This window comes from Serinicoccus profundi (genome assembly GCF_008001015.1).
GTDB lineage: Bacteria > Actinomycetota > Actinomycetes > Actinomycetales > Dermatophilaceae > Ornithinicoccus > Ornithinicoccus profundi.
Genome location: NZ_CP042862.1, coordinates 3,220,178 through 3,233,364, shown reverse-complemented (window position 1 = coordinate 3,233,364; position 13,187 = coordinate 3,220,178). Strand labels below are relative to the sequence as shown.

Here is a 13,187-nt window from a genome sequence, read left to right as displayed (position 1 = left end):
GCGGCCCCGCGCCCCCACGGCCTCCCTCAGCCGGCCGGCACTGCGCGGGTGAAGTGACCGGTGCCGAGCCAGTGGCGCAGCCGGTCGCCGGTGATCCGCAGATAGGCCTCGGCCTCCGAGCGCTGGTTGGCGGTCGTGCTGGCCAGCAGGCTGTTCGCCAGCAGGAGCTGGCGCGCCGCCACCAGGGCCTCGTGGTCCGCCCGGGCGACGTCCGGGAGCGGGCGGACCGCGGCATACCCCTCCCGGAGGGCGTCCTCGAGCACCCCCTCGTCCTCGCCGCCGCGCAGGTAGAACGCGCAGATCGCGAGGTCCAGCGCGGGGACGCCGAGCCCGCTGTCGTCGAAGTCGAAGACGGCGAGGTGCCCCTCGTGCCACTTGAGGTTGCCGCCGTGCAGGTCGGCGTGCAGGGGGATGGCCGGCTGGGCGGCCCACCGCGCGAAGACCCGCTCGCACCGCTCCCAGGCCTCGGTCACCAGGTCGCGCAACCCGTCGTCGCCCGCCACCAGGGCCTCGTGGTCCGCCCGGGCGACGTCCGGGAGCGGGCGGACCGCGGCATACCCCTCCCGGAGGGCGTCCTCGAGCACCCCCTCGTCCTCGCCGCCGCGCAGGTAGAACGCGCAGATCGCGAGGTCCAGCGCGGGGACGCCGAGCCCGCTGTCGTCGAAGTCGAAGACGGCGAGGTGCCCTCGTGCCACTTGAGGTTGCCGCCGTGCAGGTCGGCGTGCAGGGGGATGGCCGGCTGGGCGGCCCACCGCGCGAAGACCCGCTCGCACCGCTCCCAGGCCTCGGTCACCAGGTCGCGCAACCCGTCGTCGCCCGCCACCGCGGCCGTGAGCAGGTCGGGGTCGCCGAAGAGCGTGCTCGCGAACCGGGGGAAGCGGCCGTGCCCCTCGGGCTCCCACTGCTCGGCGTGCGTATGCAGCCTGGCGGCCAGGGCGCCGAGCGCGCGAGCCTGCTCGGGCGTGCTCAACGTCCCGAGGTCCTCGCCCGCCAGCCACGAGCTCGCCGTGACCACGACCTCGCGGTCGAGCGCGGCGGAGTGCACCAGGGCGACGTAGCCACCCTCCGCGGCGGGCAGCGGGTCCGGCACGATGACGTCGGTGTCCCGTCGGAGGGCGTGCTGCCAGGCCTGCTGCGCCTCGACGTTGGCGATCGAGCTCATCGAGTTGGTGTTGACCCGCATCGCGACCGCGCCGGCGTGGGTGTCCAGGCGGAAGGTCGTGTTGAAGCCGTGCAGCACGAGCTCGGCCGCGGCCGCGTGGAGACCGAAGGCCGGGGCAGCCAGCAGCGCGACCTCCCGCAGCACCTCGACCTGCGAGGCCTCGTCCAGGTCGGCGTAGGCGGTGGGCATGGCTCAGCCTCGCACGCGTGAGGGGCCCGCGCCCGGCCCGTGCAGGGGGTAGCCTCCGGCCATGCCCGGAGACTTCCACCTGCCGACCGCGCTGGTGGTGCTGGGCGCGTGCCTGCTCGTGTGGGTCCTGCTGTGGTGGCGGTGCCGCCGCGCGGCCAGCGGCTTCCTCTCCGAGACCGACCGGGTCACCTACGAGACGCTGCGCCTGGGCGCCCAGGCGGGGCGCAGCCTGCGGGCCGGGCTCACCCCGGACCACGCCGAGCCGGCAGCCCGGCACCTGCGGATGATGCTCGGCGGGACCGCGCTCGCGGTCTGCGACAGCCAGCAGGTGCTGGCCTGGAGCGGGCTGGGTGAGCACCACCGGGAGCAGGTCCTCGCGCAGGCGCGCCGGGTCCTGCTCAGTGGCGATGTCGTCGTCCTGACCCGCGCCGACCTGCCCTGCGACACCCCCGAGTGCCCGGTCCGCGCCGGGGTCGTCGCCCCGCTCGTGGTGGACGACCGCGTCATCGGCGCGCTCGCGGCATACTCCCCCCGTCCCTCGGCCGGTCTGGCCCGCGCGACCGAGCAGGTGGTGACCTGGGTGAGCGGGCAGCTGGAGCTGGGCGAGCTGGACCGCGAGCGGACCCGCGCGATGGAGGCCGAGCTGCGCAGCCTGCGCGCCCAGATCAGCCCCCACTTCATCTACAACTCCCTCGGCGCGATCGCCTCCTTCGTCCGCACCGACCCCGACCGGGCGCGGGAGCTGCTCCTGGAGTTCGCCGACTTCACCCGGTATGCCCTGCGCCGGGGAGGGGCGTTCACCACCCTCGCCGAGGAGCTGCGCAACATCGAGCGCTACCTCGTGCTGGAGCAGGCGCGCTTCGGCGACCGGTTGCGGGTCAACCTGCTCATCGCCCCCGAGGTGCTGCCCGTCGCCGTGCCCTACCTCGCCGTGCAGCCGCTGGTGGAGAATGCCGTCCGCCACGGCCTCGCCGACAAGGAGGGCGTCGGCACCGTGACCATCACCGGCACCGACCTGGGCGACCTGGCCGAGATCGCCATCGAGGACGACGGCGTGGGTTCCGACCCCGAGCTCGTGCGCCGGGCCCTCGACGGCGACCACACCGGCGAGCCGACCTCGCGCGACAACGAGAGCGTCGGCCTGGGCAACGTCGACGCCCGGCTGCGCCAGGTCTACGGCGACGACCACGGCCTCGTCGTCGAGACCGCGCCGGGGCTGGGCACCAAGGTCACCTTCCGGGTGCCGAAGTACGCCCCGGGCGTCCACCCGGACCGCTCCTCGCCGACCCCGTGAGCCCACCCCTACCATGACCCTCATGCGCGCCCTCGTCGTCGACGACGAACCGCCGGCCCTGTCCGAGCTGACCTACCTGCTGGAGCAGGACGGCCGGTTCGGCAGCGTGCAGCCGGTGTCCTCGGGCACCGACGCGCTACGGGCGCTCGAGGACGACGGCGTCGACGTCGTCTTCTCCGACATCTCGATGCCCGGGCTGGACGGGATGGAGCTGGCCCGCGTGGTCAACCACTTCACCACTCCGCCCCTCATCGTCTTCGTCACCGCGCACGAGCAGCATGCGGTCGACGCCTTCGCCGTCCAGGCGGTCGACTACGTCATGAAGCCGGTGCCGCCGGACCGCCTGGCCCAGGCGGTCGACCGGGTGGTCGCGGCGCTGGCGCAGCGGGGTGCCGGGACTGCCGAGGCGGCCGAGGACGTCGGGCCGGTCCAGACTGCTGCCTCCGAGGGGTCCGAGGAGCGCATCGCCGTCGAGCTCGGTGGGGTCACCCGTTTCGTCCAGCGGTCCGCGGTGCGCTACGTCCAGGCCCAGGGCGACTACGTCCGGCTCTTCACCGGCTCCGCCTCGCACCTGCTCCGCCTGCCGTTGACCACGCTGGAGTCCCGCTGGGCCGAGGCCGGATTCGTCCGCATCCACCGCTCGACGCTGGTCAACCTGGCCCACGTCGGCCAGGTGCGCCAGGCCCAGGGCCGCCTCAGCCTGCGCCTGCTCCCCGACGGCCCCGAGCTCCCGGTCTCCCGGCGGCACGCCCGGCTCGTCCGCGAGCAGGTCCTCGCGCAGGGCGGATGAGCGAGGACCGGCCGCGGCTGACGGCGCGGGTGCGGGTGACCTCCTCCCGCCGCGAGGCCACGACCGCCCGCCGCCGCCCCATGGCTGCCGCCCTGGTCGAGCAGACCGGCGCCGGCGAGCTCTACCTGCGCGGTCTCATGCGTGCCCAGCTCCGGCTCGCCCTCGCCGTCCTGGCGGGGCTCGCCGTGGTGCTCGGCGGCATACCCGTGCTGTATGCCGTGCTCCCTGCCACCCGAGCCGTCCAGGTCGCCGGTGTGCCGGTGGTGTGGCCGGTCCTGGCGGTCCTCGTCTACCCCGTCCTCGTGGGGGTCGCAGCGTGGTACACCCGGTCCGCGACCCGGATCGAGCGACGCCTCTCCGCGGTCGCCCGGGAGCGCTGAGCGTGGCCCCGAGCCTGGCCGCCGGTGCGGTCCTCATCGTCTGTCTCGTCACCGTCGCGCTGAGCGCCTTCGTGCTGCGCCTCTCCCGACGCACGAGCGACTTCTACGTCGCCGGCCGCGCCGTCTCGCCGCAGCGCAACGCCGCCGCGATCGGCGGGGAGTACCTCTCCGCCGCGAGCTTCCTCGGCGTCGCCGGCCTCATCTACGACCAGGGCGTGGACGCGCTCTGGTATCCCGTCGGCTACACCGTGGGCTACCTCGTCCTGCTCGTGCTGGTCGCCGCCCCGCTGCGCCGCTCCGGGGCCTACACGCTGCCCGACTTCGCCGAGGCCCGGCTGGAGTCGCGCTTCGTCCGCCACCTCTGCTCGGTCCTCGTCGTCTTCATCGGCTGGCTCTACCTGCTGCCGCAGCTGCAGGGCGCCGGCTTCACGCTGCGGCTCGTCTCCGGCGCGCCGCTCTGGCTCGGGCCGGTGCTCGTCGTGGTCGTCGTCGTGCTCTCGGTGGCCGCCGGGGGGATGCGCTCGATCACCCTCGTGCAGTCGGTGCAGTACTGGATCAAGCTGACCGCGCTCGCCATCCCGGCGGGTGTGCTGCTCGCCGTCTGGTGGGGCAGCCAGGGGCCGGGGCTGGAGGTCACCGAGTCGTGGGTGCTGCCCGGCGTCGGGCCGGAGGAGGGCGGGCACGGGCTCTACCGCACGCTGTCGCTGATGATGGCGCTCGCCCTCGGGACGATGGGGCTGCCGCACGTCGTCGTCCGCTACTACACCAACCCCGACGGCACCGGCGCGCGGGCGACGACCGTGCGGGTCCTCGTGCTGCTGGGGATGTTCTACGTCGTCACGGTGGTGTATGCCGTGCTCGGCCGCGCCTACCTGCCCACCCTGGAGCCGGGGGTGCGGGCGGACACCGTGGTCCTGCGGCTGCCCACCGAGGTGCTGCCCGGGGTGGGCGGGGAGGTGCTGCTCGCGGCGCTCGCCGGTGGGGCCTTCGCCGCCTTCCTCTCGACCTCCTCCGGGCTGGCGCTCGCCGTGACCGGCGTGCTCAACCAGGACGTCATGCGACCGCTGCTCGCCCGGGCAGTGCACGGGGACCACTCCGAGGTCGCGGGCTTCCGGATCGCGGCCGTGGTCGCCGTCGTGGTGCCCTTCGCGGGGGTCGGCGTCTTCCCCGAGGTGCCGCTCGCGGCCTTCGTGACCCTGGCCTTCGTCATCGCGGCCTCCACCTTCTTCCCCCTGCTGGCGCTCGGGGTGTGGTGGCCGAGGCTGTCGGTGCAGGGCGCCGCCGCCGGGCTCGTCACCGGGGCCGTGCTCGCCATCGGTGCCGTGGCGGTGACCGTCCTGGCCGGCGGGCAGAGCGGCTGGCCGGCCGCCCTGCTCGCCCAGCCCGCGGCGTGGATCGTGCCGCTCGTCGGGGCGGTGATGGTGGGCGTCTCCCTGCTCACCCCGCAGGGGATCCCCCGGGGCGCAGCCCGCACGCTGGTGCGGCTGCATACCCCGGAGGACCTCACCGGCTGATCGGCACCCCCATCAGACTCAGAGGAAGCTGTCGATCTCCGCGTCCTCGCGCAGCCCGGCGAGGATCTCGTCGGTGGCGGCCGACTGCTCCTCGGCCTTGAGCTGCTCGGCCAGCTGGTCCTTGATCTCCTCGAACGGCGGGATCTCGGGCTGCTGCGGCGCCGCGGTGCTCGCCGCGTCGTCCTCGCCCCCGGCGGCCTGCTCCTGCTGGGCGACGAGGTCGTCGTAGTAGGTCTGCAGCTCCTCCTCGGAGGGCTCCTCGACCTGGGCCTCCTCCTCGACGTAGGCCTGGATCGCGAGCTGGTTGGCGGCCTCGCGGCGCGCGGTCTCCTCGTCCATGCCCTGCTGCTCCAGGACTCCGAGGAACTCCTCGACCGAGGCGAGGCCGTTGCCGGTCGCCAGCTCCTCCAGCAGACCGTCGACCTCCTCCTCGCTCGGCTCCAGCCCGGCCTCCTCGGCGGCCTGGCGCAGCAGCACGCTGTCGACGACGACGTCGAGGGTGTCGGTCTGGAGCTGCTCGACGTCGAGCTCCTCGCCGCTCATCTGCGCCTGCCCGGAGGCGCTGGCGAACTGCCCCTCGTAGTAGGTGGCGAACTCCTCCTTGGTGACGTCCTCCCCGTTGACCGTGGCCACCGGGTCGGGGATCTCGCTGAGGTCGGGCTCGGGCATAGCGTCCGGCGCCGCGGGGGCCGGGGCGCTGCTGCTGGCGGCTTCGTCGGAGGAGGCAGAGCTGGCCGAGGCGTTGTCGCCGTCGCCGGTGTCACCGCTGCACGCGGTGAGGCCGACGAGGCTGAGGGTCAGGGCCACGCCTACGGAGGCGAGGCGGTGGTGCACAGTCATGTCCATCTCCCAGATCGGGTGCGGGTGTGCAAGCCGGCGAACGTAGCACGCTCCCGTGGGCGCTCCCGTCGGGATTCTCCCAGGGTTCGGTCAGTCGCGGGGCCCCGTGATCGCACCGGCCGGCCGGCGGCGCGCCGTGCTGCCGGCCGCCCGTCCTCCCGCTCGCCGCGCGGCCCCGACCGCTCGCCGCACCGGCCCGACCCCTGGTCGCCCCGGACCTGCACGGGCGGGGGAGGTCACGGCATACTCGGCAGGACGACCCCGAGCGCAAGGAGCATCCATGTCCGATGAGGGACTGTCCAACCTTTTGCACGAGGAGCGCAGCTTCGCGCCGAGCGAGGAGTTCGCCGCACAGGCCAACGGCACCGCGGAGCTCTTCGAGCGCGCCGAGGCCGACCGGGAGGGCTTCTGGGCCGAGCAGGCGCGGACCTACCTGCAGTGGGAGACCGACTTCGACCAGGTCCTGGACTGGTCCGACGCGCCCTTCGCCAAGTGGTTCGTCGGCGGCCGTCTCAACGCCTGCGTCAACGCCGTCGACCGGCACGTCGAGGCCGGGCACGGCGACCGGGTGGCCATCCACTGGGTCGGTGAGCCCGAGGACGACACCCGCGACCTCACGTATGCCGAGCTGCACGAGCAGGTGCAGCGGGCCGCCAACGCGCTGACCGACCTCGGCGTCGGCGAGGGCGACACCGTGATGATCTACCTCCCGATGGTCCCCGAGGCCGCGGTGGCGATGCTCGCCTGCGCCCGGATCGGCGCCCCGCACTCCCTCGTCTTCGGCGGTTTCTCCTCCGACGCCCTGCGCAGCCGCATCGCGGACGCCGACAGCAAGGTGGTCATCACCGCCGACGGTGGCTACCGACGGGGCAAGCCGTCGGGGCTGAAGTCGGTCGTCGACGGCGCCCTGGAGGGTGAGACGCCGGTGCGGAACGTCCTCGTCGTCAAGCGCACCGGCCAGGACGTCGAGTGGACCGACGGGCGCGACCAGTGGTGGGAGGAGGCGCTGGAGGCGGCCGACCCCACCCACGAGGCGCAGGCCTTCGACGCCGAGCACCCGCTGTTCATCCTCTACACCTCCGGCACCACCGGGAAGCCCAAGGGCATCGTCCACGCGACCGGCGGCTACCTGCTGCAGACGGCATACACCGCCCACGTCGTGCACGACATCCATCCCGAGACCGACGTCTACTGGTGCACCGCCGACGTCGGCTGGGTCACCGGGCACTCCTACATCGTCTACGGGCCGATGACGCTCGGGGCGACCCAGGTGATGTACGAGGGCACGCCCGACACCCCGCACCAGGGCCGCTTCTGGGAGATCGTGCAGGACAAGAAGGTGACGATCCTCTACACCGCGCCGACGGCGATCCGGACCTTCATGAAGTGGGGCAAGGAGATCCCGGAGAAGTTCGACCTGTCGAGCCTCAAGCTGCTCGGGTCGGTGGGCGAGCCGATCAACCCCGAGGCATGGATGTGGTACCGCGAGGTCATCGGTGGCGGGCGGTGCCCGATCGTCGACACGTGGTGGCAGACCGAGACCGGCGGCATCATGATCTCCCCGATCCCGGGCGTCACCGAGACCCGGCCCGGCTCCGCGCAGCACCCGATCCCCGGCATCAACGCCGTCGTCGTCGACGACGCGGGCCAGCCGGTGGAGCGGGGCAGCGGCGGCTACCTCGTCGTCACCGACCCGTGGCCCTCGATGCTGCGCGGGATCTGGGGTGACCCGGAGCGCTACAAGGAGACCTACTGGAGCCGGTTCGAGGACATGTACTTCGCCGGTGACGGCGCCAAGCTTGACGAGGACGGCAACATCTGGGTGCTCGGCCGGGTCGACGACGTCATGAATGTCTCCGGTCACCGGATGTCGACCGCTGAGATCGAATCGGCGCTGGTCAGCCACCCGAAGGTCGCCGAGGCGGCGGTCGTCGGCGCGGCGGACGAGACGACCGGCCAGGCCATCTGCGCCTTCGTCATCCTGCGTCAGGAGGCCGTCGACCAGGCCGACGAGGAGGGCGAGGGCGAGGACCTCGTCGCGGAGCTGCGCCAGCACGTCGCCAAGGAGATCGGCGCGATCGCCAAGCCCCGGCAGATCATGGTCGTGGCCGAGCTGCCCAAGACGCGCTCGGGCAAGATCATGCGCCGCCTGCTCAAGGACGTCGCCGAGCACCGCGAGGTGGGCGATGTCACCACCCTCGCCGACTCCTCGGTCATGGACCTCATCAGCAAGGGGATGAACGACGGCTGACCCATCAGGCCGGCGACACGCCGACGCGGAACGGCTCAGGTATGCACGTGCGTACCTGAGCCGTTCTCGTCCGGCGTGTCGACCGGACGGGTCCGCTCAACGGCTCTCCCAGGCGTCCGGCTGGCGGAGCAGCTCGGTGATCTCCGGCGACCAGCTCCCGCGGCGGAGCTGGTCGAGGGTCGTGCCGTCGAGGACGGTGCGCAGGGCGGCGCGGGTGGCCACCCAGAGGGTGGGCAGGTGCTCGGCCTCCCCGGGGTATGCCGTGTCGTGCGGGCGCAGACCCCGCACCTCGGCCAGCGGGCCGTCGACGGCGCGGATGATGTCACCGACGGCGATCTCGTCGGCCGGTCGGGCCAGGAGGTAGCCGCCGCGGGCGCCGCGGCGGGAGGTGACCAGCCCGGCGCGGCGCAGGTCGGCGACGATCGCCTCGAGGAACTTCACCGGCAGGTCCTGGGCCTGCGCGAGGCGGTCGACCGAGACGGGGTTGGCGCCCGGGCTCCTGCCCTCAGGGGTGGATCCGCCGGTGCCGCCGGTGCCGCCGGTGCCCGCGTCGGGGGCGGCCGGTGCGTCGGCATCCTGGCCGGCCAGGAGCGCGAGCATCGCCCGGACGGCGTAGTCGGAGCGGGCGGAGATGTCCACGGGCCCAGTGTCTCGCACGCGCGGCCGGGGCCGTCGGCATACCCCGTTTGACATTAATCCTAGTCATCCGACAGGATTAGCAGGAATACACCGGTCGATGTGGCCCGGTCCCGTGAACGTCCGACCACCTCATCCAGGAGCACCCATGCGCCAGCTCATCCTGCTCGCCCTCGTCGGCCTCGCCGCTCAGCTCGTCGACGGCGGCCTCGGCATGGCCTACGGCGTGACCACCACCACGCTGCTGCTCATGCTCGGCACCAACCCGGCGGCGGCCTCCGCGACCGTCCACCTCGCCGAGATCGGCACGACGCTCGCCTCGGGGACGGCGCACTGGAAGTTCGGCAATGTCGACTGGTCGGTCGTCCTGCGGGTCGGGGTGCCCGGCGCTGTCGGTGCCTTCTTGGGGGCCACCGTGCTCAGCTCCCTCGACGCCGAGGTCGCGCGACCGATCACCGCGACGATCCTGCTCGCCCTGGGCATCTACCTCCTCGCCCGCTTCACCCGCAGCGGAGTGCGGACCGACCGGCTCGGTCAGCCGCTGCGACACCGCTTCCTCACCCCGCTGGGTCTGGTCGCCGGCTTCCTCGACGCGACCGGCGGCGGCGGCTGGGGGCCGGTCGGCACGCCCGCCCTGCTCGCGACCGGCCGTCTGGAGCCGCGCACGATCGTCGGCTCGATCAGCGCCTCGGAGTTCCTGGTCGCGCTGGCCGCGAGCCTGGGCTTCCTCGTCGGACTCGGGTCACAGGGGATCAACCTCACCTGGGTGCTGGCGCTGCTGGCCGGCGGTGTCGTCGCCGCGCCGATCGCGGCGTGGCTGGTCCGGATCGTGCCGCCGCGGCTGCTGGGCGTCGGCGTGGGTGGTCTCATCGTGCTCACCAACGCGCGCACCCTGCTGCGCACCGACCTGATCGACGCCGGCGACCTCACCCGCTCGGTGGTGTATGCCGTGATCGTCGCGGCGTGGCTCGGTGCCCTGAGCTACGTCGTCGCCAAGCTGCGCGGTACGGCCGGCCAGGACGGCGCGACTACGGCCGAAGCAGCTGGAACTGGCGCCCGCTGACCTCGGTCACGGCGACGGCGACGGTGCTGAACTTCTCCTCGCCCACCCAGGGGCGCGGGCCCAGCCCCTCCACCTGCCGCGCGTCCGTGCCCTCGAGGAGCTCGGCGGTGCCCCGCGCCACGACGCTCCACGCGGTGTCGGACCCGCGGTCGACGTGGTCGATCTCGAAGGCCACGTCGGAGTCCATGACGACACCGAGCAGTTTGGATCCCTCGGCGGTGCGGAAGACGATGCGCCCCCGGTCCACGACGTAGTTGACCGGGACGATGTGCACCTCGTCGGTGAGGTGGTAGGCCAGGCGGCCGAGCTCCTCCTCGGCCAGCCGGGTCCAGCACTCCTGCTCGGACAGGGTGAGGGTGGCGTCGCTCATGGCTGCTCCTTCGTCGAGGGCCTGCCCCCATGCTACGACGAAGTGTCGTACGTCGGAAGGTCGTCCTCGGCCGGAGGGGCGTGCCTGACCCTCAGCCTCCGAAGGCCCGCTCGATGGCGCCCTGGAGCTGGGTCGCCGCGAGCCAGGCGAAGAGCAGAGCGCAGATGGCCATGAGGACATTGACGACCGGGCCGTTGCGCCACTCCTTCGGGGTGCGCGCGGTGTTGAGGATCCACAGCAGCGTGACGGCGAGGAAGGGCATGAAGAAGGCACCGAGCACGCCGTAGGCCAAGATGATCCACACCGGCTGGCCGACGAAGAGCATGATCATCGGGGGGAAGGTCAGCCAGAGGATGTAGGCCTTGTACCACGTGCCCCCGAGCCGGGTGCTCGGGTCGTCCTTGGGCAGTCGCCGGGCGTGGCCGACGAAGTCGGCGAACATCATCGACACGCCGTTCCACACCCCGACCAGCGAGCTCATGGCCGCGGCCCAGAAGCCGATGAGGAAGACCGTGCCGGCCCACGCGCCATACCGGTCCTTGAGCACGTCGGAGAGGTCGAGCAGGCCCTCCTCGCCGGTGTCGACGGCGATGCCGGCGGAGTAGAGCAGCTCGGCGCCGACGATGAGGGTGGAGATGACGAAGATGCCGGTGACGGCGTAGGCGACCGTGTTGTCGAGGCGCATGACCCGCATGTGCCCGGGGGTGGTCCAGCCCTTCTCGCGGATCCAGTAGCCGTAGGCCGCCAGGGTGATGGTGCCGCCGACGCCGCCGGCGACCGACAGGACGTTGATGAGCCCGCCCTCGGGGATCCGCGGGGCCAGGCCGGCGAGCAGCTCGGGGATGTTGGGCAGGGTGAGCAGCGCGGCCAGGAACATCGTCACGAACATGATGCCGACCAGCGCCGCGCAGACCTTCTCGAAGACGGCATACCGACCGAACCACACGAGCGCCGCGCCCGCGAGCCCGGAGATGATGCCCCAGACGGTCACCGAGAGCCAGGGGAAGAGGCTGTGCAACGGCAGCCCGGTGCCGGCCATCGCGGCGGCGCCGTAGACGAAGCCCCAGATGACGATGTAGGGGGCGAAGTACCACGTCGTCCACCTGCCGAGCGTCGCCCAGCCCTCGTAGATCGTGTTGCCCGTGGCGAGGGAGTAGCGGCCCGCGCCCTCGACGAGCACGACCTTCATGAGGCAGCCCACCACGACCGCCCAGAGGAGGGCGTAGCCGAACTTCTGCCCGGCGATGACCGTGGCGACGAGGTCGGCGGCGCCGACTCCGGTGGCGGCGACGATGAGGCCCGGGCCGACCAGGCTCCAGCCGGCCCGTGAGCTCTCGGTGGTCTGAGACGGCGTTGTCATGGGACGTGTCTACACGACGGGGGCGACAGGGTGGTGGAGGTCCGCAGCGCGACGGTCACGGACGTGGGCCTGCGCACGTGCGAAGGTGAGGTATGCGCGTGAGCGAGGTGTGGCGATATCCCGTGAAGTCCGTGGGCGGGGAGGCGGTGGACCGGGCCGTGGTGGAGCCGTGGGGGCTCGAGGGGGACCGGCGGTGGGGTGTCGTCGGGCCGGACGGCTTCCCGGTCACGGCGAGGGAGTGCCACGAGCTGCTGGGGCTGAGCGCCACGACGGTCGATGAGGAGACCATCCGGATCAGCGCCCGGGGCGGCGACTCGATCCTCGTGGAGACGCCCCTGGGGGTGCCGCCGGTGCCGGTAGGCCACTCGCGTCAGGGGTTCGCGCCGCCGGCGGACGCGGACGTCAGCGAGTGGGTCACCGAGCAGGTCGGCCGACCGGTCCGTCTGGTGTGGCAGGAGGACCCGAGTGTGCGGCGCATCTCCGGGGCCCACGGCGGGCAGGAGGGGGAGTCGTTGTCCCTGGCTGACGCCGGGCCGCTGCTGCTGACCAACGAGGCATCACTCACCAGGCTCGGCGACTGGATCCTCGAGGGTGGGGGAGAGCCGGTGCCGATGTCGCGCTTCCGCCCGAATGTCGTCATCGCGGGCGGCGAGGAGCCGTTCTCCGAGGACGGCTGGGAGGTGGTGAGGATCGGCGGGGTCCGCTATCGCCGCACCGAGCTCTGCGACCGCTGCGTCATGACGCAGATCGAGGAAGAGACGCTGCAGACCGGCCCGGAGCCGATCCGGACCCTGGCTCAGCACCGCAGGTGGGACGGCAAGACGTGGTTCGGCATCCGGCTCGTGCCGGTCGATCTGGACGGCTCGGCCGCCGGTCTCGCGGTCGGCGACGAGGTCGTCGTGGAGACGGAGGAGGGGCGATGAGGTCGTGGGTGGTCTGGTCGACCTGGGTCTACGCGGCGTTGGTCGTCCTAGGCGTCCTCTGGTCCATCATCGACCCTCTAGCGGCGTCGAACTCGATGGACTCCGCGCTGGTCGGTGGGGCGTGTATGGCGCTCGCGACCACCGCGATGGCGCCCCGCAACCCCTTCGGCTGGGCCGTGCCGATGTTCGTCTTCGCCAGTGTCGCGCTGGCGATCAACAGCGTGGGATCGCGGCTGGCCGAGCTCGAGGAGCCCGGGTCGACGCTCGGCGGATCGGGCCTGGACGCCGTCCTCCTGCTGCTCGTCGTGGCCTGGCCGGCCGGCTTCGTGCTGACGATCATCGCGATCCTCACCAAACCCGTCGAGGTCGTGGAGCCCGACCGGTCGCCACGCCCCTTCTAGCGGGCTCGCGCCTG

14 protein-coding genes are annotated in these 13,187 nt (G+C 72.6%); 8 read left to right on the top strand and 6 right to left on the bottom strand.

Annotation, left to right across the window (positions count from 1 at the left end; all coding sequences use genetic code 11):
* Positions 1–26: 26 nt before the first annotated feature.
* Together FA582_RS16465 and FA582_RS15060 are read right to left on the bottom strand one after the other, a co-directional pair.
* Complete coding sequence (locus FA582_RS16465; protein ID WP_158640892.1) at positions 27–503, bottom strand: phosphotransferase enzyme family protein; 477 nt, start codon at positions 501–503, stop codon at positions 27–29.
* Positions 470–1,351, bottom strand: a complete 882-nt coding sequence (locus FA582_RS15060; RefSeq protein ID WP_147899865.1) for a phosphotransferase — start codon at positions 1,349–1,351, stop codon at positions 470–472. Before FA582_RS15060 ends, FA582_RS16465 begins: the two co-directional genes overlap by 34 nt.
* A 61-nt stretch (positions 1,352–1,412) precedes the next feature.
* On the opposite strand from FA582_RS15060, the gene FA582_RS15055 reads away from it, so the two are divergent.
* Genes FA582_RS15055 through FA582_RS15040 form a run of 4 tightly spaced genes read left to right on the top strand, consistent with a single transcriptional unit; the run spans position 1,413 to position 5,329 of the window.
* Complete coding sequence (locus FA582_RS15055; RefSeq protein WP_010146644.1) at positions 1,413–2,645, top strand: GAF domain-containing sensor histidine kinase; 1,233 nt, start codon at positions 1,413–1,415, stop codon at positions 2,643–2,645.
* A 22-nt stretch (positions 2,646–2,667) separates the two neighbouring features.
* The gene (locus tag FA582_RS15050; protein ID WP_010146643.1) at positions 2,668–3,435 is read left to right on the top strand and encodes a LytR/AlgR family response regulator transcription factor; all 768 of its coding nucleotides are present in this window, start codon (positions 2,668–2,670) and stop codon (positions 3,433–3,435) included.
* On the top strand, positions 3,432–3,815 hold the full coding sequence (locus FA582_RS15045; RefSeq protein WP_010146642.1) for a hypothetical protein: 384 nt from the start codon (positions 3,432–3,434) through the stop codon (positions 3,813–3,815). The genes FA582_RS15050 and FA582_RS15045 overlap by 4 nt, the downstream gene beginning before the upstream one ends.
* A 2-nt stretch (positions 3,816–3,817) precedes the next feature.
* Entirely contained in the window at positions 3,818–5,329 is a 1,512-nt protein-coding gene (locus tag FA582_RS15040) for a sodium/solute symporter (RefSeq protein WP_010146641.1), read from the top strand.
* An 18-nt stretch (positions 5,330–5,347) separates the two neighbouring features.
* Here FA582_RS15040 and FA582_RS15035 read toward each other — a convergent pair whose 3' ends face one another.
* A complete protein-coding gene (locus FA582_RS15035; protein ID WP_051125099.1) occupies positions 5,348–6,169 on the bottom strand; it encodes a SurA N-terminal domain-containing protein in 822 nt (273 codons plus the stop codon).
* A gap of 280 nt (positions 6,170–6,449) precedes the next feature.
* On the opposite strand from FA582_RS15035, the gene acs reads away from it, so the two are divergent.
* Positions 6,450–8,420 carry an acetate--CoA ligase gene (gene acs / locus FA582_RS15030; protein WP_010146639.1) on the top strand — a complete coding sequence of 657 codons (1,971 nt, stop codon included), beginning with the start codon at positions 6,450–6,452 and terminating at the stop codon, positions 8,418–8,420.
* A 96-nt stretch (positions 8,421–8,516) separates the two neighbouring features.
* Here the strand turns inward: acs and FA582_RS15025 are convergent, their stop codons facing one another.
* The gene (locus FA582_RS15025; protein ID WP_010146638.1) at positions 8,517–9,059 is read right to left on the bottom strand and encodes an RrF2 family transcriptional regulator; all 543 of its coding nucleotides are present in this window, start codon (positions 9,057–9,059) and stop codon (positions 8,517–8,519) included.
* Positions 9,060–9,204: 145 nt separating this feature from the next.
* Here FA582_RS15025 and FA582_RS15020 point away from each other — a divergent pair, with 145 nt between their 5' ends.
* A complete protein-coding gene (locus FA582_RS15020; protein ID WP_010146637.1) occupies positions 9,205–10,119 on the top strand; it encodes a sulfite exporter TauE/SafE family protein in 915 nt (304 codons plus the stop codon).
* On the opposite strand, the gene FA582_RS15015 is transcribed toward FA582_RS15020, so the two are convergent.
* Both FA582_RS15015 and FA582_RS15010 read right to left on the bottom strand, forming a co-directional pair.
* Positions 10,085–10,489 carry a pyridoxamine 5'-phosphate oxidase family protein gene (locus tag FA582_RS15015; RefSeq protein ID WP_147899864.1) on the bottom strand — a complete coding sequence of 135 codons (405 nt, stop codon included), beginning with the start codon at positions 10,487–10,489 and terminating at the stop codon, positions 10,085–10,087. The genes FA582_RS15020 and FA582_RS15015 overlap by 35 nt on opposite strands.
* Positions 10,490–10,580: 91 nt before the next feature.
* Positions 10,581–11,849, bottom strand: a complete 1,269-nt coding sequence (locus FA582_RS15010; protein WP_010146635.1) for an Nramp family divalent metal transporter — start codon at positions 11,847–11,849, stop codon at positions 10,581–10,583.
* A gap of 92 nt (positions 11,850–11,941) precedes the next feature.
* Between FA582_RS15010 and FA582_RS15005 the strand changes: the two genes are divergently transcribed.
* The gene (locus FA582_RS15005) at positions 11,942–12,772 is read left to right on the top strand and encodes an MOSC domain-containing protein (protein ID WP_010146634.1); all 831 of its coding nucleotides are present in this window, start codon (positions 11,942–11,944) and stop codon (positions 12,770–12,772) included.
* Complete coding sequence (locus FA582_RS15000) at positions 12,769–13,173, top strand: hypothetical protein (RefSeq protein ID WP_010146632.1); 405 nt, start codon at positions 12,769–12,771, stop codon at positions 13,171–13,173. Before FA582_RS15005 ends, FA582_RS15000 begins: the two co-directional genes overlap by 4 nt.
* Positions 13,174–13,187 lie beyond the last annotated feature (14 nt).

What these genes read in the sequence shown, in the direction of transcription:
- FA582_RS15005 (WP_010146634.1), top strand. Translation starts at nt 11,942, where the DNA reads ATGCGCGTGAGCGAGGTGTGGCGATATCCCGTGAAGTCCGTGGGCGGG.
- FA582_RS15020 (WP_010146637.1), top strand. Translation starts at nt 9,205, where the DNA reads ATGCGCCAGCTCATCCTGCTCGCCCTCGTCGGCCTCGCCGCTCAGCTC.
- FA582_RS15000 (WP_010146632.1), top strand. Translation starts at nt 12,769, where the DNA reads ATGAGGTCGTGGGTGGTCTGGTCGACCTGGGTCTACGCGGCGTTGGTC.
- FA582_RS15060 (WP_147899865.1), bottom strand. Translation starts at nt 1,351, where the DNA reads ATGCCCACCGCCTACGCCGACCTGGACGAGGCCTCGCAGGTCGAGGTG.
- FA582_RS15010 (WP_010146635.1), bottom strand. Translation starts at nt 11,849, where the DNA reads ATGACAACGCCGTCTCAGACCACCGAGAGCTCACGGGCCGGCTGGAGC.
- FA582_RS15015 (WP_147899864.1), bottom strand. Translation starts at nt 10,489, where the DNA reads ATGAGCGACGCCACCCTCACCCTGTCCGAGCAGGAGTGCTGGACCCGG.
- FA582_RS15055 (WP_010146644.1), top strand. Translation starts at nt 1,413, where the DNA reads ATGCCCGGAGACTTCCACCTGCCGACCGCGCTGGTGGTGCTGGGCGCG.
- FA582_RS15045 (WP_010146642.1), top strand. Translation starts at nt 3,432, where the DNA reads ATGAGCGAGGACCGGCCGCGGCTGACGGCGCGGGTGCGGGTGACCTCC.
- acs (WP_010146639.1), top strand. Translation starts at nt 6,450, where the DNA reads ATGTCCGATGAGGGACTGTCCAACCTTTTGCACGAGGAGCGCAGCTTC.
- FA582_RS15035 (WP_051125099.1), bottom strand. Translation starts at nt 6,169, where the DNA reads ATGACTGTGCACCACCGCCTCGCCTCCGTAGGCGTGGCCCTGACCCTC.
- FA582_RS15050 (WP_010146643.1), top strand. Translation starts at nt 2,668, where the DNA reads ATGCGCGCCCTCGTCGTCGACGACGAACCGCCGGCCCTGTCCGAGCTG.